This is a genomic window from Nocardioides faecalis, from assembly GCF_018388425.1.
In the GTDB taxonomy this organism is placed as follows: Bacteria; Actinomycetota; Actinomycetes; order Propionibacteriales; family Nocardioidaceae; genus Nocardioides; species Nocardioides faecalis.
Window position 1 is genome coordinate 1,645,716 of record NZ_CP074406.1, and the last position, 23,863, is coordinate 1,669,578.

General features: G+C 72.6%; 14 protein-coding genes, 3 tRNA genes and 1 pseudogene. 14 read left to right on the forward strand and 4 right to left on the reverse strand.

Annotated elements, in window-relative coordinates; all coding sequences use genetic code 11:
* Positions 1 to 162 precede the first annotated feature (162 nt).
* On the reverse strand, positions 163 to 1,896 hold the full coding sequence (locus tag KG111_RS07540) for a nitrite/sulfite reductase (protein WP_205291376.1): 1,734 nt from the start codon (positions 1,894 to 1,896) through the stop codon (positions 163 to 165).
* Positions 1,897 to 2,321: 425 nt separating this feature from the next.
* Between KG111_RS07540 and KG111_RS07545 the strand changes: the two genes are divergently transcribed.
* The 14 genes and pseudogenes from KG111_RS07545 to KG111_RS07610 all read left to right on the forward strand — a co-directional run.
* Complete coding sequence (locus tag KG111_RS07545) at positions 2,322 to 3,782, forward strand: glycine hydroxymethyltransferase (RefSeq protein ID WP_205291375.1); 1,461 nt, start codon at positions 2,322 to 2,324, stop codon at positions 3,780 to 3,782.
* A gap of 56 nt (positions 3,783 to 3,838) precedes the next feature.
* The gene (locus KG111_RS07550; RefSeq protein ID WP_205291374.1) at positions 3,839 to 4,822 is read left to right on the forward strand and encodes a YihY/virulence factor BrkB family protein; all 984 of its coding nucleotides are present in this window, start codon (positions 3,839 to 3,841) and stop codon (positions 4,820 to 4,822) included.
* Between the two features lie 19 nt (positions 4,823 to 4,841).
* Positions 4,842 to 5,948: a potassium channel family protein gene (locus tag KG111_RS07555; protein ID WP_205291565.1), complete on the forward strand. Its 1,107-nt coding sequence runs from the start codon at positions 4,842 to 4,844 to the stop codon at positions 5,946 to 5,948.
* Positions 5,949 to 5,957: 9 nt separating this feature from the next.
* On the forward strand, positions 5,958 to 7,031 hold the full coding sequence (locus KG111_RS07560; RefSeq protein WP_213450033.1) for an FHA domain-containing protein: 1,074 nt from the start codon (positions 5,958 to 5,960) through the stop codon (positions 7,029 to 7,031).
* On the forward strand, positions 7,028 to 8,659 hold the full coding sequence (locus tag KG111_RS07565) for a serine/threonine-protein kinase (RefSeq protein WP_205293038.1): 1,632 nt from the start codon (positions 7,028 to 7,030) through the stop codon (positions 8,657 to 8,659). Before KG111_RS07560 ends, KG111_RS07565 begins: the two co-directional genes overlap by 4 nt.
* A 138-nt stretch (positions 8,660 to 8,797) precedes the next feature.
* A complete protein-coding gene (locus KG111_RS07570; RefSeq protein WP_205293037.1) occupies positions 8,798 to 15,094 on the forward strand; it encodes a fibronectin type III domain-containing protein in 6,297 nt (2,098 codons plus the stop codon).
* Between the two features lie 68 nt (positions 15,095 to 15,162).
* The gene (locus KG111_RS07575) at positions 15,163 to 16,134 is read left to right on the forward strand and encodes an AAA family ATPase (RefSeq protein ID WP_205293036.1); all 972 of its coding nucleotides are present in this window, start codon (positions 15,163 to 15,165) and stop codon (positions 16,132 to 16,134) included.
* Positions 16,131 to 17,438, forward strand: coding sequence for a DUF58 domain-containing protein (locus tag KG111_RS07580; RefSeq protein ID WP_205293035.1), 1,308 nt, complete (start codon positions 16,131 to 16,133; stop codon positions 17,436 to 17,438). Before KG111_RS07575 ends, KG111_RS07580 begins: the two co-directional genes overlap by 4 nt.
* The gene (locus KG111_RS07585) at positions 17,435 to 19,816 is read left to right on the forward strand and encodes a transglutaminase-like domain-containing protein (RefSeq protein WP_205293034.1); all 2,382 of its coding nucleotides are present in this window, start codon (positions 17,435 to 17,437) and stop codon (positions 19,814 to 19,816) included. Before KG111_RS07580 ends, KG111_RS07585 begins: the two co-directional genes overlap by 4 nt.
* A 136-nt stretch (positions 19,817 to 19,952) precedes the next feature.
* Positions 19,953 to 20,165, forward strand: a complete 213-nt coding sequence (locus tag KG111_RS07590; RefSeq protein WP_205293033.1) for a hypothetical protein — start codon at positions 19,953 to 19,955, stop codon at positions 20,163 to 20,165.
* A 246-nt stretch (positions 20,166 to 20,411) separates the two neighbouring features.
* Positions 20,412 to 20,813: a hypothetical protein gene (locus KG111_RS07595; protein ID WP_205293032.1), complete on the forward strand. Its 402-nt coding sequence runs from the start codon at positions 20,412 to 20,414 to the stop codon at positions 20,811 to 20,813.
* Positions 20,814 to 21,024: 211 nt separating this feature from the next.
* Positions 21,025 to 21,507 carry a site-specific integrase gene (locus tag KG111_RS07600; RefSeq protein WP_205293031.1) on the forward strand — a complete coding sequence of 161 codons (483 nt, stop codon included), beginning with the start codon at positions 21,025 to 21,027 and terminating at the stop codon, positions 21,505 to 21,507.
* Between the two features lie 193 nt (positions 21,508 to 21,700).
* Positions 21,701 to 22,069, forward strand: coding sequence for a cupin domain-containing protein (locus tag KG111_RS07605; RefSeq protein ID WP_205293030.1), 369 nt, complete (start codon positions 21,701 to 21,703; stop codon positions 22,067 to 22,069).
* A gap of 1,111 nt (positions 22,070 to 23,180) precedes the next feature.
* Positions 23,181 to 23,471, forward strand: a pseudogene (locus KG111_RS07610) (excisionase family DNA-binding protein); the annotation flags it as partial.
* A gap of 13 nt (positions 23,472 to 23,484) precedes the next feature.
* Here the strand turns inward: KG111_RS07610 and KG111_RS07615 are convergent.
* The 3 genes from KG111_RS07615 to KG111_RS07625 form a co-directional block, all read right to left on the reverse strand.
* A tRNA-Val gene (locus KG111_RS07615) sits at positions 23,485 to 23,559 on the reverse strand.
* Positions 23,560 to 23,587: 28 nt separating this feature from the next.
* Positions 23,588 to 23,661, reverse strand: a tRNA-Cys gene (locus tag KG111_RS07620).
* A 48-nt stretch (positions 23,662 to 23,709) separates the two neighbouring features.
* Positions 23,710 to 23,782 (reverse strand) — tRNA-Gly (locus KG111_RS07625).
* Between the last annotated feature and the right edge of the window lie 81 nt (positions 23,783 to 23,863).

Genomic DNA, 23,863 nt, shown 5'->3' on the forward strand with positions numbered 1-23,863 from the left:
TGTCGGGGCGGGCGATGAGACCGTGCATCTGGACCGAGAACGCACGCTGACAGCCCCGGCACTCCCAGCCGGAGGGCTCGTGCGGCCACAGGTCGCTCTCCCCGCAGAACGGGCAGTGGAACGGGGTCGCGCCCCGTCCCGAGGTGCCGGCCTCGCCCGACATCAGACGGTCCCCAGCGCGTCGGCCTCGAGGACCTTGTCGCCGCGCAGCAGCGCCTCGTCGGCGCGGTGCACCCACGCGTCGAAGGCCTCGCCCTCGGTGCGGTCGGCCAGGTAGTTGGTGACGACCGCGGTGATGTAGTCGTCCAGCCCGGCGCTGGTGACCTTGTGGGCGCGCAGCTTGCGGCCGAAGTTCGCCCGCAGGCCGGTGGCGCCGCCGAGGTGGACCTGGAAGCCCTCGACCTGCTGGCCGTTCTCGTCGGTGACCAGCTGGCCCTTGAGGCCGAAGTCGGCGACCTGGGTGCGGGCGCAGGCGTTGGGGCAGCCGTTGACGTTGATCGTGATCGGAGTGTCGATCGTGGGGAAGCGCTTCTCGAGCTCCCCGACCAGGCGGCGGGCGCGCTCCTTGGTGTCGACGATGGCGAGCTTGCAGAACTCGATGCCGGTGCAGGCCATCGTGTTCTGCCGCCACGGCGAGGGCCGGGCGCTGAGCCCGATCGCGTCGAGGCGGTCCTGCAGTGCCTCGATCCGGTCGCCGTCGGCGCCGATGAGCACGATCTTCTGGTACGGCGTGAGCCGGGCGCCGGCGAGGCCGAACTCCTCGATCACGTCGGCGAGCTGGACCAGCACGGTGCCGGAGACGCGGCCCGCGGTGGGCGCGACACCGACGTAGAACTTGCCGTCCTTCTGGGGGTGCACGCCGATGTGGTCGCGGTGGCCGACCGGCGCCTCGGGTGAGGGGTTGGAGACGAGCTTCTTCTCCAGGTACTCGTTCTCGAGCACCTCGCGGAACGTCTCCACGCCCCAGTCGGCGACGAGGAACTTGAGCCGGGCGCGCGAACGGAGGCGGCGGTAGCCGTAGTCGCGGAAGATGCCGGCGACGCCGGCCCACACGTCGGCGACCTCGTCGAGCGGGATCCACACGCCGAGCTTCTGGGCGAGCATCGGGTTGGTGGACAGGCCGCCACCGACCCAGACGTCGAAGCCGGGGCCGTGCTCGGGGTGCACCGTGCCGACGAACGAGACGTCGTTGGTCTCCGGGGAGACGTCGTGGCTGGGGTGGCCGGTCAGCGCGGTCTTGAACTTGCGGGGGAAGTTCGAGAACTCCTTGTTGCCGATGTAGCGGCGCTCGATCTCCTCCAGCGCGGTGGTGCCGTCGATGATCTCGTCGGCGGCGACCCCGGCCACCGGCGAGCCGAGGAAGGGACGGGGGGAGTCGCCGCACGCCTCGAGGGAGTGCAGGCCGACGGCCTCGAGCCGCTCCCAGATGGCGGGCACGTCCTCGATGCGGATCCAGTGGTACTGGATGTTCTCGCGGTCGGTGACGTCCGCGGTGTCGCGGGCGAAGTCGACGCCGACCGTGCCCAGCGCGCGCACGGCATCGGCGGAGAGGAGCTTGCCGTCAGAGCGCACCCGCAGCATGAAGTAGCGGTCGTCGAGCTCCTCCTCCGCCATGGAGCCGGTGCGGCCGCCGTCGATGCCGGGCTTGCGCTGGGTGTAGAGGCCCATCCAGCGGAAGCGACCGCGCAGGTCGGCAGGATCGATCGAGTCGAAGCCCCGCTTGGAGTAGACGTAGAGGATCCGGTCCCGGACGTTGAGCGGGTCGTCGTCCTTCTTGGACTGCTCGTTCTTGTTCAGCGGCTCGGTGTAGCCGAAGGCCCACTGGCCCTCCGCGCGGCGGGGGCGGGGCACCTCGGTGAACCGGGGCGGCTGGGACTGGAAACGCAGGTCGGGCATGCGGAGAGGTGGTCCTTCGCTGAAGATGGGCGCGCCGGGATCAGGGTCGGGGCGCCGCTGTGGGGGAGGGCGGTCAGCGTGTGATCAGCGAGGCCAACACATCATGCTGCTGATGCGCCCGAAGTCCACGTGGCGTCGAACCACGAGGTGCGCATGGGTTTCAGCAGTGACCATGTCAACGAGTCTCATCCTTCGGACGGGTGCACCACAACCGGCGATCTCGTTATGTGGACAGACGTCTCTCGATGTGGACGCTTTGCGAGCGGGCGCCGCCCACTTCGGCGGCAGCTGCGACCTAGGTCACACCGTTCGGCTGCTCCGGGTCGCTGCCTTCGGGCCGACGGCACGCGGCCGCGCCGGGCTTCGGGTCTCGGGACGCCGAGGCTCGCGCAGGAGGGCCGGCGGCGAGCACTACGCTGGCCCTCATGAGCGAGCACTCCATCCCCGCCGTGAACGGCGACCTCGTCAGCAGCGCCTACAACCAGGCGCTCGAGGTGATCGCGTCCGTGGAGCCCCGGGTCGCCGAGGCCACCCGTCAGGAACTCGCGGACCAGCGCTCCTCGCTCAAGCTGATCGCCAGCGAGAACTACGCCTCGCCCGCGGTCCTGCTGACCATGGGCACCTGGTTCAGCGACAAGTACGCCGAGGGCACCGTCGGGCACCGCTTCTACGCCGGCTGCCAGAACGTCGACACCGTCGAGTCGCTGGCCGCCGAGCACGCCCGGGAGCTCTTCGGCGCCGAGTACGCCTACGTCCAGCCGCACTCCGGGATCGACGCCAACCTGACCGCCTACTGGGCGATCCTGGCCCACCGCGTCGAGGGCCCCTGGCTCGCCGACGCCGGCGTCAAGAACATGAACGAGCTCTCCGAGGCCGACTGGGAGAAGCTGCGCGGCGCGCTCGGCAACCAGCGCCTGCTCGGCATGAGCCTGGATGCCGGCGGCCACCTCACCCACGGCTTCCGGCCCAACATCTCCGGCAAGATGTTCCACCAGCAGCAGTACGGCACCGACCCCGAGACGGGCCTGCTGGACTACGACGCGCTGCGGGCGAAGGCCAAGGAGTTCAAGCCGCTCATCCTGGTCGCCGGCTACTCCGCCTACCCGCGCCGGGTGAACTTCGCGAAGATGCGCGAGATCGCCGACGAGGTCGGCGCCACGCTGATGGTCGACATGGCGCACTTCGCCGGTCTGGTCGCGGGCAAGGTGTTCACCGGCGAGGAGGACCCGGTGCCCTACGCCCACGTCGTCACCAGCACCTCGCACAAGTCGCTGCGCGGTCCGCGGGGCGGGTTCATCCTGGCCACCGAGGAGTACGCGCCGAGCGTGGACCGCGGCTGCCCGATGGTCCTCGGCGGCCCCCTGTCGCACGTGATGGCCGCCAAGGCCGTCGCGTTCGCCGAGGCCCGCACCGACACCTTCCGCACCTACGCCCAGGCCGTCGCGGACAACGCGAAGTCGTTGGCCGAGGGCCTGATGAAGCGCGGCACCAAGCTCGTCACCGACGGCACCGACAACCACATCGTGCTGCTCGACGTCACCTCCTTCGGCCTCACCGGCCGGCAGGCCGAGTCCGCGCTGCTCGACGCCGGCGTGGTCACCAACCGCAACTCGGTGCCCTCCGACCCCAACGGCGCCTGGTACACCTCCGGGATCCGGATCGGCACCCCCGCGCTCACCTCGCGCGGCTTCGGCGCCGACGAGTTCGACGTGGTCGCCGACCTCATCGTGCAGGTGCTGGAGAACACCCAGCCCGGCACCACGAAGGCCGGCGGGCCGTCCAAGGCGTCGTACCACCTGGCCGACGGGGTGGCGGACAAGGTGCGCCAGGCCTCGGCCGAGCTGCTCGACAAGCACCCGCTCTACCCCGGCCTGGACCTGTCCTGAGCCCGTCGGCTCGTCGGTCCCCGGACCGGCGAGCCGAGCCGGATAGCGTTCCTCGCATGGTCGACGATCCCGGGACCGGCGCGGAGACGTCGTGGTCCCGCGACGTCTCCTGGGTGCCGGGTTGGCTGCGCAGCGCCGTGCACGTGCTGTGGCGGCTGATCACCGCCACCGTGCGCTCCTGCCTGCGCTACCGCGTCACCGGGCTGGCGGCCGAGGGAGCGTTCTTCGCGGTGGTCTCGGTGCCGCCGCTGATCTTCGCGCTCGCCGGCGGGGTCGGCTACGTCACCGACCACTTCACCGCCGCGCAGGTCGAGGAGGTGCGCCGCGCGGTGCTGGAGCTGTTCTCCCGGTTCCTCACCGACACCGCGGTCACCAACGTGATCCGCCCGACCATGGACGACGTGCTCGACGGCGGCCGGTTCGACGTCATCTCGCTCGGCTTCGTGCTCGCGCTGTGGTCGGGCTCGCGGGCGCTCAACGTCTTCGTCGACACCATCACGATCATGCACGGCCTCGGTGGGCACCGCGGGATCCTGCGCACCCGGGCGCTGTCCTTCGTGCTCTACGTCCTCGCCGTCCTCTCCGGGGCCCTCACGCTGCCGCTGATGGTGGCCGGGCCGCGGCTGGTCCGCAGCTGGCTGCCGAACCGGGTCGACTTCTTGATGGGCTTCTACTGGCCGGCGATCGTGGTGGTGTGCATCTGCTTCCTGGCCACGCTCTACCACGTCTCGGTGCCGGTGCGGACCCGCTGGCGGTTCAACCTGCCGGGGGCGACGTTCTCGCTGGCCGCCTGGGTGGGCGGCTCCTACGTGCTGCGCTGGGTGCTCACCGTCACCGCCCAGGACTCCCACTCCATCTACGGCCCGCTCGCCGCGCCGATCGCGATCCTGATCTGGCTCTACATCGCCGCGCTCGCCGTGCTCATCGGTGCCGGGGTCAACGCAGCCTTCGACGAGGTGATCGGCCAGGAGAGCACCCGGCAGGCGCGCCGGGAGCTCGTAGCCCGGCTCCTGCGTCGACGCCCCGACCAGGTGCACTAGGGTCCGCGGCGTGAGCCAGATGCCGGCCGGCGAGTCGCGAAGCCCCCTGACGGGCACCGTCGCACTCCCCGAACGGGTCCGCTCGCCCTGGTGGGAGCTGGGGCGCCGGGTGCTCGCCGCGCTCGCGATCCTGGCCGGCACCGTGCTGCTGGTCTACCTCGACCGGGACGGCTATCGCGACGCCGGCGACGCGACGGCGGCCGACCCCGGCGGCTCGATCACGCTGGTCGACGCCATCTACTACACGACCGTCACCCTGAGCACGACCGGGTACGGCGACATCACACCGGTCACCGACACCGCCCGGTTGATCAACGCGCTGGTGATCACGCCGGCACGCATCGCCTTCCTGGTGCTGCTGATCGGCACCACCCTGGAGGTGCTCGCCCAGCGCGGGCGCGAGATGTTCCGGATCGCCCGATGGAGGAAGAACATGGGACACCACGTCGTGGTGATCGGCTACGGCACGAAGGGTCGCAGCGCCGTCGACACCCTGGTCAACAACGGGTTGGACCGCGAGCACATCGTCGTGGTCGATCCCAGCCCGGTGGCCATGGCCGACGCGCACGCCGACCAGCTCGCCGTCGTCACCGGTGACGCAACCCGGCGCGGCGTGCTGCACCGGGCCGGCGTCGCCGAGGCCGAGCAGGTCATCATCACCACCGGCCGCGACGACTCCAACGTGCTGGCCGCGCTCACCGTGCGCCAGCTCAACCCCGACGCGTGGATCGTGGCGTCGGTGAGCGAGCAGGAGAACCGGCCGCTGATGCGGCAGTCCGGCGCCGACTCCGTGATCACCTCCTCCGACGCCGTCGGCCGTCTCCTCGGCCTGTCCACCGTGTCCCCGACGCTGGGCCAGGTGATGGAGGACCTGCTCACGTACGGCGACGGGCTCGAGGTCGCCGAGCGCGACCTGCTGGTCAACGAGGTCGGCCGGCCGCCGCAGTCGCTGCCGGACCAGGTCATCGCCGTGGTCCGCGACGAGAAGGTCTACCGCTACTTCGACCCCGTCGTCACCCTGCTCGCGCGCGGCGACCGGCTGGTCGTCGTACGGCCCTCCAAGGAGCTGCCGTGGGCGCCGCGTCCCGGCACCCACCACGAGCCGATCGCCGACGAGGACGACTAGGCAGCCAGCATGACGACGTACGTCCCGGGCGGCTGTGCCGCCTACGTCGCCCCGACGATGCTCGTCGTCGCCGCCGGCGACGCGCTGGACCGGGTCGTCGACCTCGCCCGCTCCGGCGGCACGCCGTCGGTGCTCGAGGTCATCGGCGTGCTGTCGGGAGGCGACCTGGCCGCGCTGCCCGACTTCGCGTGCGTGCTGCACGACGGCGCCGGGCTGCGTGCGGTCGCGCGCGGCGGGTTCGAGGTCCGCACGCAGCGGTGGACGCTGGAGGGCGCGGCCGCTGCCCCGTGGTCGGAGCAGGTCGTGCCCACCGACCCGGACGTCACCGACAGCGTCGTCACGATCCGCCGGGTCCCCGCGGAGCCCGGTCCCGGCGCACCGCGCCGGCTGCCGGTGCAGCACGGCGTCGTCCTCACCGCCGAGGTCGACTGGCGGGCCGCGGCGCCGGCCCCCGCGGAGCCGGTCCCCGCGGAGCCGGCCCCCGCGCAGCCGGCCCCCGCGCAGCCGGTCCCCGCGGAGCCGGCCCCCGCCGAGCCGGCCCCCGCCGACGACGACTTCCCGAGTGACCACGACGGCCTGACCGTCACCGCAGCCCGGCTCGGCTCGGTCCTGCCACCCCCGCCTGCACCCGCAGTCCCGCCGGCACCCCGACCGGCGCCCCCGGCAGCGCCCCCGTCGGCGTACCCGTCGGCGTACCCGTCGGCGCAGGTGCCCTCGGCGCCCGGCCCGGTCGCCGTGCTGCAGGTCAGCGGCAAGCCCGACCTGGTGGTGCACCGCACCGTGCTGATCGGCCGCGCCCCGCAGCCGCACCGCTCCGGCAGCGCCGCGCTGCCCGCCTTGGTGGTGGTCGACGACCCCTACGTCTCTGGCACGCACCTGGAGGTGATCCGCCGCGACGCGATGGTGCTGGTCATCGACCGCTCCAGCAACGGCACCCTGGTCAAGCTGCCCGGACGGGTCGCCGAGCGACTGGTCAAGGGCGTCGCGACCCCCGTGGTCGACGGCACCGTGCTCACCTTGTCCGACCGGGTCACCGCCACGGTCCGGATCGAGGCGCCCGGGCCCGGCGGAGCCCGGTGGTGAGCAGGCCGGCCGGGGGGCCACCGCAGCTGGCGGGACTGACCTTCCTGCAGCCGATCGGCACCGGTGGCTTCGCCGACGTCTACCTGTACCGCCAGGAGTTCCCGTCACGACCCGTCGCGGTCAAGGTGCTGCGCGAGTCCTCCGACGCCGCCGGCGTGGCCCAGTTCCGCGCCGAGGCCAACGTGATGGCCCAGCTGTCCGGGCACCCCTCGATCGTGCCGATCTTCCAGGCCGACGTCAGCCCGGAGGGACACGCCTACCTGGTGATGGAGTACTGCCCTCCGCCGCACCTCGCCCAGCGCTTCCGCACCCAGCAGCTGGCCGCGCCCGAGGTCCTCGACCTCGGCGTCAAGGTGGCCAGCGCGGTGGAGACCGCGCACCGGGTCGGGATCCTGCACCGCGACATCAAGCCGCACAACATCCTCACCAGCGTGTACGGCACCCCACTGCTCACCGACTTCGGGATCGCCACGGTCGCCGGCGAGCTCAGCGGCGGCAGCGCCGCGATGTCGGTGCCGTGGTCACCGCCCGAGGTGTTCTCCCAGCCCACGCTGCTCGACGTGCGCAGCGACGTCTACTCGCTGGCCGCCACCGTCTACTCGCTGCTCGCCGGGCGCTCTCCGTTCGAGGTGCCGGGTGCGGCCAACGACAACGCCACGCTGATCAGCCGCATCGAGCGTGGCCGTCCCGCCCGCATCCTGCGGGCCGACGTACCGGACTCGCTGAACGCCCTGCTCACCCGCTCCCTGTCACCGGACCTCGCCGAGCGCCCCGCCTCGGCGATGGCCTTCGCCCGTGGCCTGCAGGAGGTGCAGGTCGAGCTGCACCTGCCGCCGACCCGGCTGGAGGTGCTCGACGCCTCTCCCGGTGCGGCGCACGACGCCTCCGGGGAAGGCGACGCCCGCACCCAGGTGAAGCCCATCTCGATCATCGTGCCCGACGAGATCGCCGAGCGCGGCACGTTGCTGCGGCCCCGATCGATCACCGACGTCGACGACCGGATCGCGCACCGCACCAAGCCCCCGGCGCCCAGCCCCGACACGATCCGCAAGCCGATCACCCTCGCCGACGGCACCTGGCCCCCGTCCGGCCCACCGTCCGGGCCACCGCCCGCCGCACCGCCCGCCGCACCGCCCGCCGCACCGCCCGCCGCACCGTCCGGCCCGGTGCTGGTCGGCCCGGACGTCCGCACCGGTCCCGAGCCGCACCGTTCCGCGCGGAGCCCGCTGCGGCTGCTCGTGGCGCTCGTGCTGATGGTCCTGGTCGCCGGGGCCGTGGCGCTGGCCCTGTTCCGGGGCGAGGAGCCGGCACCGGATCCCGGCACCGCACCCTCGCCGTCCCGGGAGGCGCCGCGGATCCAGGGCGGACCCGCCCAGCCGACGGAGCTGACGGCGCGGCGCAGCGGCGAGGGCCTGCGGGTGGCGTGGGTCAACCCCGCCGCCGCCGCGGGGGACACCTACCTGGTGCAGGCGGGGCCCTCCCTGGGCACGCTCGAGGAGGTGTACCGCGGCCCGGAGCAGACCACGACCCTGCCTGCCGCCCCCGGCGAGCAGGTCTGCGTGTCCGTCTCCACCCTGCGTGCGTCCGCGGTCTCCACCGCCCTCACCGAGTGCGTGGTGGCGCGCTGACCCTCGCTGGGCGTCGCCCTCTGGACGCCGCCTTCCGGAGGCGGGGCGCCTGCTGACATGATCCCGAGCGTTCACCAGCTCCGGTCCGGACCGTTGTCCCTCCGGAGGGGCCAGGGCGGGCCCAGGTGATCCACGCGGGTGAGCCGTGCGAGCACGACGCTCGTCGGGGAGGGGGTGTTCTCGGTGCTGCCGTCACGGGTGCGGCGGGTCCGCCGTACGGCGCGCTCCGGTGCGCCTCGCCGCCGCGTGGTCCAGGCGCTCGCGCTCAGTCTCGTCGCCGGCACTCTGGTCGTCCTCGCGCTGCGCCACGACGGTGCCCCGATCCACGATGTCGAGCTCAACGACGGCGGCGTGTGGGTCACCAACGCCGGGCTGGGGATGATGGCCCGGCTCAACTCCCAGGTCTCGGAGCTGGAGCTCGGCGTGGTCACCAGCTCGACGGCCACCGCCGTCTACCAGGAGGCCGGCTCGGTCCAGGTGTACGACGACGGCGGCGGCGGACCCACCCGCAGCGTGGCCGCGGTCGACGTGCTCACCGGCGTCGCGGCGCCGGTGCCCGTGCCGCCGACCTTCGAGGCCGTCGCCGGCCGCGCGACGGTCGGGATCCTCGACGACGAGTCCGGGCGGGTGTGGCTGCGTCGCGCCGACCGGCTCGAGGGGTTCGAGACCACCCCCGCCGACGTGGAGGTCTCGCCGCGCAGCAGTGTCACGGTGAGCGCGACCGGGACCGCGCTGGTGCTCGACCGCGCCACCGGTGAGGTCGCCTCCTGGTCGCTGGATGCCTCCGGCCGCCCGGTCGCAGGCCCCACCTACGCCTTCGGCGAGCCGTTCGAGGACGACCCCGCGCTGAGCGCGGTCGGTGACGTGCCGGTCGTGCTCCAGGGCTCCGAGGTCCGCCTGCCCGACACCGAGCCGGTCACCGTGCCCGGGGCAGGGGAAGGGACCGGCACCGGGGCCGAGCCCGTGCTGCAGCAGGTCGGTCCCGAGGCCGACCGGGTGCTGCTCGCCACCCGCGAGGCGCTGTGGGCGGTGCCGCTGGACGGCGGCGACGCCGAGCGGCTCTCCGACCTCGACGTGGACGGCGTACCGGCCCCGCCGGCGGTGGTCGACGGGTGCGTGCACGCCGCCTGGAACCACCCGCTGCGCGACAACTACCTGCGGCTGTGCGACGACGGCGACGTCTTCACCGGCGAGATCACCCCGCTCACCGACGCCTCGCTGCTGGTGTTCCGCAGCAACCGCGACGTCGTGGTGCTCAACGACGTCGCCAACGGCACCGCGTGGATGGTGCAGGAGGACGGTCTCACCCGGGTCGACAACTGGGAGACGATCGACCCCAACGCCGAGGACCCGCAGGAGGCGAAGGTCTCCGAGGAGCTGCGCGACCGCAAGCGCAACGAGCCCCCGCAGGCGCAGGACGACGAGTTCGGTGCTCGGCCCGGGGCGACGGTGGTGTTGCCGGTGACCCTCAACGACGTCGACCCCGACGGTGATATCCTCACCCTCAAGCAGCCGCCGGCCAGCACCGACGCGGCCACCTACAGCGTGGTCGGCGAGGGCACCCAGGTGCAGGCCAAGCTCGCTCCCGACGCCTCGGGCACCTTGACCTTCGAGTACGAGATCACCGACGGCCGGCCGCAGAACCCGCCGTCGAAGGCGACCGTCACCCTCACCGTGCACGGCGACGGCCAGGACACCGCCCCCGAGCTGCTGCCCGACCAGCGCAACACGCTGCGGGTCGCCGAGGGCCACACCGCGACCCTCAACGTCCTGCCCGCCTGGATCGATCCCGAGGGCGACTCGCTCGCCCTGGTCGCGGCCACCAGCGAGGGCGGCGACGTCGGGTTCCGCCCCGACGGCACCATCGACTTCACCGACGACGCCGGCGGCACCGGCCCGGAGACCATCGAGTTCACCGTCCGCGGCGGCGACGTCACCGCCGAGGGCGTCGTCGCAGTGTCGGTGGAGGACCGCGACGAGGCGGCACCGGTCGCCGTGGCCGACCACTTCGCCGGCGTGGTCGGCTCCACGATCCTGCTCGAGCCGTTGAAGAACGACATGGACCCGCTCGGCGGCCAGCTGTCGTTGCCCACGATGAAGACGGTCGCCGGCGGCGCCGCTCGGCTGACCCGGGACTCCGCCCGCGGCACCGCCACGTTCCGGGCCGACTCGCCGGGTGCCTACTACCTGGAGTACGCCGCCAGCTCGGCGAACGGCCAGACCTCCGAGCCGACCCTGGTGCGGGTCGACGTCCAACCCGCCTCGGGCACGAACCGACCCCCGGTGGCCACCCGCGACGTCGCCGCCGTACGGCCCGACGGCTCGGCCCTGGTCGACGTGCTCGCCAACGACGCCGACCCCGACGGCGACGTGATGATCGTCCAAGGCGTCGAGGTGGCCGCCCGCCACCGGGCGCTGGTCAAGGCGTCGCTGATCAACAAGCGCTTCGTGCGGGTGGAGGTGATCGGCGACCTGGCCGGCGAGCGCCCCGAGATCACGTACCTGCTCTCGGATGGCCGCAGCGACCAGGTCCGCGGCATCGTGTCGGTCACCCTCGCCGACGAGAGCCGCAACCGGCGGCCCGTCGCGGTCGAGGACGTCGTCACGGTGCGCGCCGGCACCGTCGTGGACATCCCGGTCACCGACAACGACGAGGATCCCGACGGGGACCGGCTCACCGTCAGCCAGCAGGACCTCTTCGACCTCGACGAGCAGTCCGTGATCGCCGACGCGACGCTGCCGATCATCGCCGACGGCACCTCCATCCGGGTGCTCGTGCCCGACGACGGCACCACCCAGCTCCAGGTCGGGTACGGCGTACGCGACCCCGACGGTGCCCGCGCCGACGCCCGGCTCGTCCTCAACATCAAGCCGGACGACGCCGAGGACAACCAGGCGCCGCAGCCACCGCCGATCGAGGACCGGACGGTGACCGGGCACGCGATCCGGGTGCCGGTCTCGACCTTCGGCGCCGACCCCGACGGGGACCCGGTCGTCTACAGCTCGCTGGTGGAGCCGCCGACGCTGGGCCGGATCCTGCGCTCGGGGGCCGACTGGTTCGAGTACGAGCCCTTCGAGGGCGACGGCAGCACCGGCACCGACTCGTTCAAGGTGCTGCTCACCGACCCCTACGGGCTCTCGGCGACCGCCGACGTGCGGATCGGCGTCGCACCGCGCAGCCGCGAGAACCAGGCACCGGCGGCGCTCGACGACACCGTCCTGGTCAAGCCGGGGCTCACGATCAACTACCCGGTCACCCAGAACGACTCCGACCCCGACGGCGACCCGCTCATCGTCGAGGAGAGCGGGTTCCGCCAGCTCCAGGACGGCCGCGGCGACGACCGGGCACCCCGGATGCGGCTGGCGGACAGCGTGGTGCAGGTCGACGTGCCCGAGCTCGGCGGCGCCGAGGAGATCAGCGGCGTCGCGCAGTACCGGGTCAGCGACGGCCTGGGCGCCTCCTCCTCGGCGTTCCTGACCGTGACGGCCCGCGACGACGCCCCCGACCACGCGCCGGTGACGCAGGACGACGTCGCCGAGGCGGCCGCGCTGGACGGCAAGGCCGCCGGGGACACCGTCGACGTCGACGTGCTCGCCAACGACGGCGACCTGGACGGCCCGCGCAGCGCGCTGCGGCTGGAGCCGGTCAGCCCCGACGGCGTCTCGGTGGTGGACCGCAAGCTGCGGATCACCTTGCGCAAGGAGTCCCAGGTCGTGCCCTACCGGGTCACCGACGCCACCGAGCAGACCTCCTTCGGCTTCGTGTACGTCGCCGGCACCGACTCCATGCCGCCGGTGCTCGACGTGGACGCGGTGCCGGTCAAGGTCACCGCCGGCGAGGCCGCCACCATCGCCCTCGACGACGTCGTGGTGGTCCGCGCCGGCCGCACCCCCAAGATCGCGCGCACCGACCGGATCACCGCGGCGCACGGCGACGCCGAGGCGCTCGACGCCGGACGCCTGGAGTTCCTCGCACCGCGCAGCTACCACGGCGCCGCCTCGATCACCCTCGGCGTGCTGGACGGTGAGGACCAGAACGACCCGGACGGCCTGCAGTCGCAGATCACGATCCCGGTGACCGTGCTGCCCGCCGCCAACGTGGCGCCCACGGTCCGCTCCACCAGCGTCGTGGTCCGTGCCGGCGACGACCCCGTCGAGATCGACCTGACCCGCCTGGCCACCGACATCAACGAGGACGACCGGCTCGACTTCTCCGTCACCGGTGCCACGGACGAGCTGAGCGCCGAGGTCAGCGGCGACCTGCTGCGCATCCGCGCGGACGAGTCGGCCTCCAGCGACGACGTCGCGCTCACCGTCGCCGCCGACGACGGCGAGGCCGACCCGGCCACCGGCACGGTGCGGGTCACCGTCATCGGCGCCGAGGACGTCGAGCGCTCCCAGCCCCCGCTGCGGCTGCGCGAGCTCGAGGTCGGCGACGCCGAGGTCGGCACCGAGGTGGTCCTCGACCTGGCCGCCGCCGTGCTCGAGGACCACGTCCCCGAGGCGAACGAGGTCGTCGCCGCCACCGCCACCGGCCCGGCGAGCGCGCCGGTCGTGTCCGGCACGGTGCTGCGGATCACGCCCACCGACGCCGGCCGGGTCGTGGTCAGCTACCGCATGGACGACGGCTCCGGGCTCGCCGAGCGCGAGGTCTCCTCCCGCGTGCTGATCACCGTCGCCGGCCCGCCGGAGCGCCCCGCCGCACCGCGGGCGGTGCAGGGCGGGCCCGACTCGGTGCAGCTGACCTGGTCGGCCCCCGACGACAACGGCAGCCCGATCACGCACTACCTGGTCGGCTCCGAGGCCGGCGAGCAGCGCTGCCAGGCCACCCAGTGCGTGGTGGGCGACCTCGACCCCGGCCGCGCCTACCGGTTCACCGTCAAGGCGGTCAACGCCGTCGGCACGAGCGAGGCGAGCCCGGCCTCCGCACCGGTGACCCCCGACGAGGTGCCCGGCCGGATGGCCGCGCCCGTGGTCACCGACGCGTTCTCCGACCGCGACGCCAAGCTGCACCTGCGCTGGAGCGCCCCGGCCAACAACGGCTCCGACATCACCGGCTACCGGATCTCGGTCAACCCCGGCGGCAAGGTCCGCGAGGTCGGCGCCGGCGAGACGTCCCTGGTCTGGGACGGGCTCAGCAACGGGACGTCGTACACCTTCCAGATCCTGGCGGTCAACGACGCCGGCGCCGGGGTGCTCTCGCCGCCGTCCGCGCCCGCGGTGCCGTTCACCACGCCCACCACGATGGCGGCTCCCGAGATGCAGGTCGAGCCGCCCAACGACGACGGCAAGGGCTACCTGACGGTCTCCTGGCCCGCGCTGGGCGAGCCCGGCAACGGCTACGACGCCGTGGCGTCGTACGACGTCAAGGTGCTCGTCGACGGCGCCGAGCTCACCACCGTCCAGGTCGACGGGCAGAGCACCTCCCGCTCCTTCGACGTGGAGAACGGGCACGGCTACACCGCGCAGGTGCGCGCCAGCAACCGGGCGGGAACCGCCGAGGCCTGGTCGCCGCAGTCGGAGGCCAAGGTCGCCTGGGACCGGTCGCGTGCGGTGACCGCGATCAGCAAGGCCAGCGACTGCGTGGGCTGCACCGCCTCGCCGACCAGCTACCAGGGCCGGGTCTCGTTCACCACGCCCGCCGACGACGGCGGGTTCCCGGTCGTGGCCTACCAGGTGGAGACCAAGGACGGCTGGAGCGGTCGGCGGGCGGCACCGACGCAGGCCGAGGGCACCGAGGCCACCCTGGACGTGCCGTTCCGCTCCAACGCCGCCGACCAGTGGGTGCGGCTGACGCCGATCACCCAGCCCACCGGCCAGCCGGAGACCTCGGGCGCCTCGGCCCAAGGCGGGGACTTCGACCCGTTCGCCAAGCCGCGCACCCCCAGCAACACCGAGGCCGGGCGGGGCTACATGAGCGTCACCATCGGCTGGAACGGCGGCGACGGCAACGGGCGCACGGTGGACAAGACCGAGTACCGCGGCGACGCCTCGGGCACCCGCAACGGCCGCGCCGGCGGCTCGGTCACCATCGCCACCGAGGAGGGCGGTCAGCGCCGCTGCATCCAGGTGCGCTCGCACACCGCCGACGGCGGCTGGTCGGAGTGGAGCGGCGAGATGTGCGCGAGCGCCGAGCCACGCACGCTCGAGGTGTACTACGTGCGCACCACCGACATCCCCGCCGCCGACTGCGCCCGGCCCTGCTACTACACCAAGTTCCGGGTCACCGGCTTCCGTGCCGGCACCTACACGGCCTCGCGCCGCACCTACGGCCCCGGCCCCTGTGCGGGCACCGGGGGCGGCGGCTGGGACATCCGGGTCGGCAGCGACGGACGCGGCGATGTCGGCGCGACCAACAAGTGGTGGATCTCCTCGACCTGCGATGCCGACTCCGCCACCGTCGACGGCCTCACCGACCGCCGCAACGTCCCCTGACCGCGTGCCCACCGCACCGCCCCACCCGCACCGACCCACCCGCACCGACCCACCCGCAAGGAGCACCTGTGACCCTCACCCCGGAGCAGAGCCAGTGGTTCGCCGGCACCTTCGCCCAGCTGGTGGCCAACGTGGAGCGCGCCGTCGTCGGGAAGACGCACGTGGTCCGCCTCGCCTTCACCGCGCTGCTCGCCGAGGGCCACCTGCTGCTCGAGGACTACCCCGGCACCGGCAAGACCTCGCTGGCCCGGGCGATGGCGCTGACCCTGCGCGGCACCCAGCAGCGCATCCAGTTCACCCCCGACCTGCTGCCCAGCGACGTCACCGGGGTGACCATCTACGACCAGGCCGCGCAGCGCTTCGAGTTCCGCCGCGGCCCGGTGTTCGCCAACATCGTGCTCGCCGACGAGATCAACCGGGCCTCGCCCAAGACGCAGTCGGCGCTGCTGGAGGTGATGGAGGAGAACCAGGTCACCGTCGACGGCGTCACCCACCCGGTGGGCCGGCCGTTCATGGTGATCGCCACGCAGAACCCGATCGAGCAGGCCGGCACCTACCGGCTGCCCGAGGCGCAGCTGGACCGGTTCTTGATGAAGACCTCGCTCGGCTACCCCGACCACGCCAGCACGGTGGCGATCCTGGCCAACCCGAAGGCCGGTCGCCACGGGAGCGGGCTGGACGCCATCATCAGCGCCGAGCACGTGGTCAGCATGATCGAGCTCGCCGAGCAGGTGCACACCGATCCCGCCCTGCTCGGCTACGTCGCGCGGCTGTGCGAGGAGACCCGCAACGCCCCCGACGTGCAGCTCGGCTGCTCGGTGCGCGCCGGCCTCGGCCTGGTCCGCGCGGCACGGGTGTGGGCGGCCGGCTCGGGCCGCGACTACGTCGTGCCCGACGACGTGAAGGCGCTGGCGGTGCCGGTGCTGGCGCACCGCATGGTGATCGACCCGGAGGAGGAGTTCCGTGGCCTGACCAGCGAGCAGGTCGTGCAGCGCATCCTCGGCTCCGTGCCGGCACCGCAGGAGCGGGCATTGGCATGAGCAGAGGCCGGGACGTCGCGGCACGCGGGCCGTTGCGGGTGCGGGCCGTCGGCCTGCGCCGGCGCGCCGGTGCGTGGACGTTCGCGCTGCGCGCCTGGCTCTCGGCTGCGACCGCACGTCCCCGCGCCGCGCTCGCCCCGCTCACCGACCCGGTCACCGCCGTGGTCTCGCCGGCGGCGTGGGCCCTGCTGGTGCTGCTGGTGCCGGCGCTCGTGGCCGGCTGGGCGCTCGGCTGGGTCGAGCTCCTGCTCGTCGGCTTCGCCCTGACCGCGCTGCTGCTGATCTGCCTCGCCTTCGTCCTCGGCGCGCACCGCGCCACCGCCGAGCTCGACCTCAGCCGCCAGCGCGTCGTGGTGGGGGAGCGCGCCAACGGCCGGCTGGTGCTGACCAACGCCGGTGCCCGACGGGCCCCCTCCGCCCTCGTGGAGCTGCCGGTCGGGCGCACGGTCGCCGGGTTCGACGTACCGTCCCTGGCGCCGGGGGCGGTGCACGAGGAGCTCTTCGCCATCCCGACCCGGCGCCGCGCGATCCTCGACCTCGGGCCGGTCCGCGCCGTGCGCGCCGACCCGTTCCTGCTGCTGCGCCGCGAGCACCGCCTCACCGAGGCCCGGCTGCTGCACGTCCACCCCCGCACCGTGGTGATCGAGGGCACTGCGGCCGGTTTCCTGCGCGACCTGGAGGGCCTGACCGTCCGCAAGCTGGCCGACAACGACGTCTCCTTCCACGCGTTGCGCGAGTACGTCCCCGGCGACGACCGCCGGTTCGTGCACTGGAAGTCCACCGCCCGGACCGGCACGTTGATGGTGCGCCAGTTCGAGGAGACCCGGCGCTCCCACCTGCTGGTCGCGCTGAGCACCCGGCTCGACGACTACGCCGACGACGACGAGCTCGAGCTCGCCGTCTCCGTCGCGGGCTCCCTGGGCGCGCAGACTCTGCGCGAGGGCCACACCCTGTCGGCGCTGACCTCGGTGGCGCACCTGCGCTCCGACCACGCCACCGTGCTGCTCGACCAGCTCTCCGGCGTCGACTACGACCCCGGCGCGCCTCGGCTCTCCGAGACCCTGCGCCGGCTCGGCCGCGACGTGCACGGCGCGAGCGTCGCCGTGCTGCTCACCGGTTCCCTGGCCGAGCCGGCCGACCTGCGCCGCGCCCGTCGCCAGCTCGCCCCCGACGTGCGCGTGATCGTCGTACGCAGCCAGGTCGGCGCCGACCTGGCGCTGCGGCCGATGGGCGACCTCGACCTGGTGACGCTGGGCGTGCTGGAGGAGCTGCCCACCGTGATGCGCCGGCTGGCGGCGCCGTGAGCGCCACGACGATGCCCGCACCCCCGCCCACCGCCCGGCACGCTGCGCCGGCGGGGGGACCGGCCGGCGTGCCGGTCGCGGTGGACGCGGTCCTGCTGGCGCTGGCGCTGGGCATCGCGCTGTGGCCGCTCGGCGATGCCTACGCCGGCGGCCGGTGGGCGCTGGCCGCCGGCGTCGGCGTGCTGGCCGGGGGAGGCGCGACGCTGCTGGCCGCCCGGCTGCGCTGGGGCCCGGTGCTCTCCGTGCTGCTGCTCGCGGTGGCGTTCCTGGTGCTGGGCCCCGCCGTGGCCGCTCCCCACCAGGCGATCGCCGGCGTGCTGCCCGGTGTCGATGCCGAACGGACGCTGGTGGTCGGCGTCGTGGAGTCGTGGCGCACCGCGCTCACCCTGCCGGTGCCGCTGGGCGCCGAGCGCGGGGAGCTGGTGGTGCCGTTCCTGGTGGCGCTGCTCGGTGCCGCGCTCGCGGCGAGCCTCGCCTGGCGCAGCCGCTGGCCCGGGGCCGCGGGGCTCGCGGTGGCCGGCACGTACGTCGCGGCCGCGGCCTTCGGCACCCGGGACGCCGAGCTGCCGCTGCTGCGCGGTGTCCTGCTGCTCGTGGTGCTCCTCGTGTGGAGCCGGTGGCGGGCGCTGCGCCACCTGCGGGCCTCGTGGACGCGGCGGGTCCTGCTGGGCACCGTGGTGCTGCTCCTGGCCGGGGCCGTCGGTTGGGCGGGCGCCACGCTGGTGGGGGAGCGCGGGACCCGGGAGGTGCTGCGCGACCACGTCGACCCGCCGCTGGCCGAGGTGCAGTTCAAGAGCCCACTGGCGGCCTACCGCTCCTTCTACAAGGACCACAAGAACGACGTCCTGTTCACCTTCACCGACCTGCCCGCCGGGGACGTGTGCGTGCGGCTGGCCACGATGGACACCTTCGACGGCATCGTGTGGAACGTCTCCGCCACCGACGCCCGCACCGGCACCAGCGCCTTCGGCCCCGCCCCGGCCGCCGAGCACGGGGACGCGGTGGGCGTCGAGGTCGGGGCGCGCGGCGGCCTGTGGGTGCCGACGGTGGGCCGGGCCACCGGCGCCACCCGGGAGCACGACGCCGCGCCCGGGGAGCGGCGCGAGCTGCTGCTCAACCCCGGCTCCGGTGCCCTCGCGGAGTACCACGGCTCGCGCACCGGCGACACCTACCGGGTCGACTGGGAGCCCGGGCCGCTGTGCACCAACGACGCCCGCGCCGTCGGCGCGGACCGCTCCGTGCCGTTCACCGCGCCGCCGCTGACCATCGAGCCGCTCGACGAGCTGACCGACGAGTGGCTGGCCGGTGCCGCCGCGGCCAGCGACTACGAGCGTGTCGTCGAGCTGAGCGCCGGGTTCGCCGACGGCTACTTCAACGACGGGCTGGACCCGCGCAAGTTCGGCTACTCCAGCTCCGGGCACGGCGCGAAGCGGCTCGCCGACCTCGCCGCCGACCCGGCACGGATGGTCGGCAACGACGAGCAGTACGCCGCCGCCCTGGCCTACTCGGTGCAACGCCTCGGCATCCCCGCGCGCGTGGTCCTCGGCTTCGAGAAGGTCCGGGCCGACGGCACCGTCACCGGCGACGACATCGCCGCCTGGGTCGAGGTGCCGTTCGAGGGCCACGGCTGGATGCGCTTCGACCCCACGCCGCCGGAGGACCGCACCCCGCCCCCGCAGAACGACTCACCCGACGAGGTGCCCCAGCCGTACGTCGTACAGCCGCCGGTGCTGCCGCAGGAGCCCGCGGACGTGCAGGGAGTGCCCCCGGAGGGCTCGGGCCGCGACGCCGACGACAGCATCTGGGACCTGCTCTGGCGCATCCTCGGCTGGTTGTGGCTGGCGCTGAGGGTGCTGCTGGTGCTCGCGCCCATCTGGGGCGTGTGGCTGCTCAAGCGGCTGCGCCGACGGCGCCGGCGGCGGGCGGGCGACCCCGTCACCCGGGTCAGCGGCGGCTGGCGTGAGCTGACCGACCGCGCCCGCGACCTCGGGGTGCGGATGCCGGCCGGTGCCACCCGGGCCGAGCACGGCCGCCGGTTGGCCGAGCGGTTCCCCGACGCCGACACGGTCGGCCTCGCCGTCGCCGCCGACCGCCACGTGTTCGGTGTCGGTCAGCCGAGCCGGAGCGACGTGACGGCGTTCTGGGTCGACGTCGACACGGCGGTGCGGCAGATGCGCCGTCAGACGCCCCGGTGGCGGCGTGCGCTGGCGTGGGCCTCCCCGGCCTCGCTGCCGTGGCGCGACGTCGTACGACGCGTGTCCGGGCGCCTGGCCGGGGCGGCTCGTCGGATCGGGATCGGTGCCGCGGGCGGGCGTGCGTCCCGCAAGGGGTTCCTGAGGCGACGTGGCAGCTCGTCGGGGGACCTTCGCGCCTCCTGAGCGGCCGGTGCGGCACGACCGGTTGGTCCCCAAGGCCCGGGTGTGGCTGGGACCAACGTCCACAGTTCGCGGTCGGAAGGACCTTTCGCGCCGGCGGCACTCGCGCAGCGGCACCGCCCGGCGCACGATCGATGACATGGGCAAGGGCATGGGCAGGGACTACGGGCCGTGGGTCCGCCACGAGTGGTGCCCCAGCTGCGTCAAGGTGACGGAGCAGACGCGTTGGCACCGGCGCGTCTTCGGTGAGCCGCCGGAGCGTGGTGAGCACCGCATCCGCTGCAACGAGTGCTCGCAGGACGTGGCTGCCGCGGGCCGCAGCGGGCGATCCCCGGTGTCCCACTCGGCGTGAGCCGAGTGGGACACGATGCGCCCGGCGAGTGTGGGGATCGCCGGGCGCCTGTTGGGATCCCGACGCAGACGCTAACGGCTCGCCCGGCACGTCTGCCGGGGAATCGCGCAACATTTACGCACCTCCGCGAATTCTTGGCACGCACTCAGGATCGGGCGGCTGGGGGAGTGCCTTGCCCCGCGTGACGGTTGACCGCGCCGGGTCCACACTGGTGGGGACGGATCCGTTCTCGAGGAGGAGCCCACCATGTCACCCACTGCTCGTCGTACTGCTCGTCGTGCCACTGCGACGCTCGGGGCCGCCGCCCTGCTGACCGCCGCCACGAGCGTCGTCGCCGACCCCGCCCACGCCGACCCTGAGAAGGAACGGACGTTCCGGGTCGCGGGCGCGGTGGTCGACTTCAAGGTCGAGAAGGAGCGCGGCCGCTTCGACATCGACATCGACCTCGACGCGCGGCCGGGCAGCCGGTGGATCGTCGTGCTCAAGCACGACGCCAAGCGCGTCCTGAAGCGGACCTACCGGGCCGACGCCGAGGGCGAGGTCGAGATCAACAAGCTTCGCCGCAACACCAAGGGCAAGGACCGGTTCAAGGTCTGGGTGAAGAAGACCGGCGGTGCGTCGGCATCGCGCACCATCGTGATGCGCTGATCGTGCCGAGAAGGTGACCGAAGAAGGCAGCGGAAAGCAGAGAGGCCCCGTCCCGACTGGGAGGGGCCTCTCTGTGCTGGTGGGCGATACTGGGTTTGAATTTCATTGCCGGGCGAGCGGCGATACTGGACGCAAGTGGTCAGTAGGCGCCGGTCACCTGCGAGACGGCTGAGGATGCCGAGGGCTGCTCGGGACCATCCTCGGAGATGCCGTGCAGCGTCGCCTCATCACTCACAACCCGTGCCACATCCGCGGCGCCGGGAACGTCAAGCGTGCCAAGCAGATCGAGCCCGCGTCGCTGCCCCAGCTCGAAGCACTCGCTCCGGCCATGCCGGAGCGCTACCGGCTGAGGGTGCTGCTCGCCGCCTGGTGTGGCCGCCGGTTCGGGGAGATCACCGAGCTACGCCGGCACGACGTCGACCTCGCCCACGGCGTGGTGAAGATACGCCGCGCAGTCGTGCGGGTCGACGGCACGTTCGTCACCGGCACCCCAAAGTCAGACGCAGGCACACGAGATGTAGCCATCCCGCCGCACCTGCTCCCCGCGGTGAAGACCCACCTGGCCAGCACCATCACCGGGGCCGCGACGGACTGCTCTTCCCGGCCGCCGGTAGACCCGACCTCCGGTTCCACGACCTTCGCCACACCGGAGCGGTCCTGGCCGCCAGCACCGGCGCCACACTGGCCGAACTGATGGCCCGCCTCGGACACTCCACCGCCGGCGCAGCACTGCGCTACCAACACGCGGCCAAGAACCGCGACAAGGTCGTAGCCGAAGCCCTGTCGAACCTGGCGACGAAGGACCTCTAGGCCTGGCGCCAAGGAAGCCAGTTCACCATCCGCTTACGGACCGAGCCTGAGCGACCTGGTGTGTGTCAAACTTGCCCATGACCAACGTACCCATAGACCTCGCTGGGAAGTTCTTGTCGTTCTCCGAGCATTGGTCGCCAAAGGTGGTGGCGCGGTTGAACGACTACGAGGTCAAGGTCGTAAAGCTCAAGGGCGAGTTCGTGTGGCACACCCATGACGACACTGACGAGCTGTTCCTCGTGATCGACGGCGAGTTGACCATCCAACTGCGCGATGGCGACGTCACTCTTCGTCCTGGCCAGATGTTCATCGTTCCGCGCGGCGTTGAGCACTGCCCAATCGCTGACGGCGAGGTCCACGCCGTGCTCATCGAACCCGTCGGCGTAGTGAATACCGGAAGCGCTGGTGGCACTCTCACAGCCGCGTACGACGACTCACTGGTATAGGTCGAAGCGTTTCGATTACCGATCCCGCTGCGGCCAGATGATCGACGCGGAGCCCGCCGGGATCTCGGCTGTGTCCGGTCGTGGCGGCTGGATAGAGGTTCGGCGCGCTGATGTGCGTCCCAACTTGCAACGCCGTGCCCATGCCGGTTGTCAGATTGAGTTGATATTCAATGTGGCAGACCAGGCTGACGCCTATGGATCTTAGGCAGGTGAGGGCGGCGGCGTCTTCGCCAGGACCCCAGGGAGGGGCTGCGGATGGTCCTGGCTCGCACCGACTGGCGGACAGGTTGGAGGACTTGCACGTTGCCCGGGCGCGGGAGCAAGGGATGTCCTGGGCGGACATCGCCGTGGAGCTCCAGGTGACGCGCCAGGCGGTTCACAAGAAGCACGCCCGTCCACGCGGACCACGGAGGAACGCGCCGCCGCATTGGCCATCATCGGCGCCGACAGTGCTGATGACGGTGCAGAGGATGGTGAGCAGCTGATCATCGCCGACATCCGCGATCAGGCAAGTGCCCTCAAGGCAGCCATCCGCGACCGACGTCGCGGCTGCGACTCACGACTTGGTGAGCGGGCTGGTGGGGCCCATCACGCGTCGTGGTGAGCGGATCGGTCTCGGCGACCGGTTTCGCGACTCGACGCAATGATCGCGACCTCGGCGTCGCCAACCGTGACACTTGGACCGTGGCCGGTGAGGGCGAGGACGGCAGCCTGCTCGTGATCGGCCGCACGGTGAGACGACTGGCGCCGCGTCTGCGTACGTCGGCATGACGCGGGGCCGTCACCAGAACGTCGCCCACCTCGTCGCCGAGTCCGTCGACGACGCGCGTTGACGGCGCACTGCGTCCGTACCGGTCGATGTCGTCAGCGGCCCTCCCAGCGGCGTGCCGTGGCCCGAGGTCCCCGCGGGATCGGTCATCCGCACACCCCAGCGCACCGTCCGCGACTGGCGCCGTTGTGGCGTCGGCCCGCGATGGACCCGCTTCCAAGGCGTCGGGCGGCTTTGCATCACCGTGGCCGAGGCGCGCGCTTCCTCGCCTCGGCCACGGTCAGGCGGGTGGAGGTGCGTTCCGATGGCTGAGCGACGTCCGTCCCGGTCTACCTCAGCCTCGACGAAGCAGCCGAGGCCAGGTCGGTCTCGGGCAAGACCATCCGACGCTGGATCGCCGCCGGCACCCTCCCGGCCTACCGGTGCGGCAAGCGGGCCATCCGGATCAAGCTCGAAGACCTGGAAGCCGCGCCCCGGAAGATCCCTGCGGCGGTGCTGAGGGATGTCGTGCCGCCGACTTTCGTGACCGAGGCGGCTAGCTCCTTGGTTCACCCAATGGCCCGAGCTAGCCGTCGGCCTTGTTGCACGCAGGGTGCACGAGAGGCCCTCTTCCGGAAGGAAAAGGGCCTCTGACCTGCATGTTTACTGGTGGGCGATACTGGGTTTGAACCAGTGACCTCTTCCGTGTCAAGGAAGCGCGCTACCGCTGCGCCAATCGCCCGAGGTGGAGCTTGTTGACTTGTTCTTCGTGGAGGTGGGTACGGGATTTGAACCCGTGTACACGGATTTGCAGTCCGTTGCCTCGCCTCTCGGCCAACCCACCGTGGAGGCCTGCACACTGACCTGGCCAGCCAGTGGGCCTGACCTTTCGAGCGGACAACGAGACTCGAACTCGCGACCTCAACCTTGGCAAGGTTGCGCTCTACCAACTGAGCTATGTCCGCACTCGCACCGTTTCGCTTCCCTTCCGGGCCGCTCTGCGCTGCGGTTGAGAACATTAGCGGATCGGATGATCGGCGACAAAA

Excerpts from the sequence above, each read along its gene's own strand:
- KG111_RS07540 (WP_205291376.1), bottom strand. The coding sequence starts at position 1,896 with ATGCCCGACCTGCGTTTCCAGTCCCAGCCGCCCCGGTTCACCGAGGTG.
- KG111_RS07545 (WP_205291375.1), top strand. The coding sequence starts at position 2,322 with ATGAGCGAGCACTCCATCCCCGCCGTGAACGGCGACCTCGTCAGCAGC.
- KG111_RS07550 (WP_205291374.1), top strand. The coding sequence starts at position 3,839 with ATGGTCGACGATCCCGGGACCGGCGCGGAGACGTCGTGGTCCCGCGAC.
- KG111_RS07555 (WP_205291565.1), top strand. The coding sequence starts at position 4,842 with ATGCCGGCCGGCGAGTCGCGAAGCCCCCTGACGGGCACCGTCGCACTC.
- KG111_RS07560 (WP_213450033.1), top strand. The coding sequence starts at position 5,958 with ATGACGACGTACGTCCCGGGCGGCTGTGCCGCCTACGTCGCCCCGACG.
- KG111_RS07580 (WP_205293035.1), top strand. The coding sequence starts at position 16,131 with ATGAGCAGAGGCCGGGACGTCGCGGCACGCGGGCCGTTGCGGGTGCGG.
- KG111_RS07590 (WP_205293033.1), top strand. The coding sequence starts at position 19,953 with ATGGGCAAGGGCATGGGCAGGGACTACGGGCCGTGGGTCCGCCACGAG.
- KG111_RS07595 (WP_205293032.1), top strand. The coding sequence starts at position 20,412 with ATGTCACCCACTGCTCGTCGTACTGCTCGTCGTGCCACTGCGACGCTC.
- KG111_RS07605 (WP_205293030.1), top strand. The coding sequence starts at position 21,701 with ATGACCAACGTACCCATAGACCTCGCTGGGAAGTTCTTGTCGTTCTCC.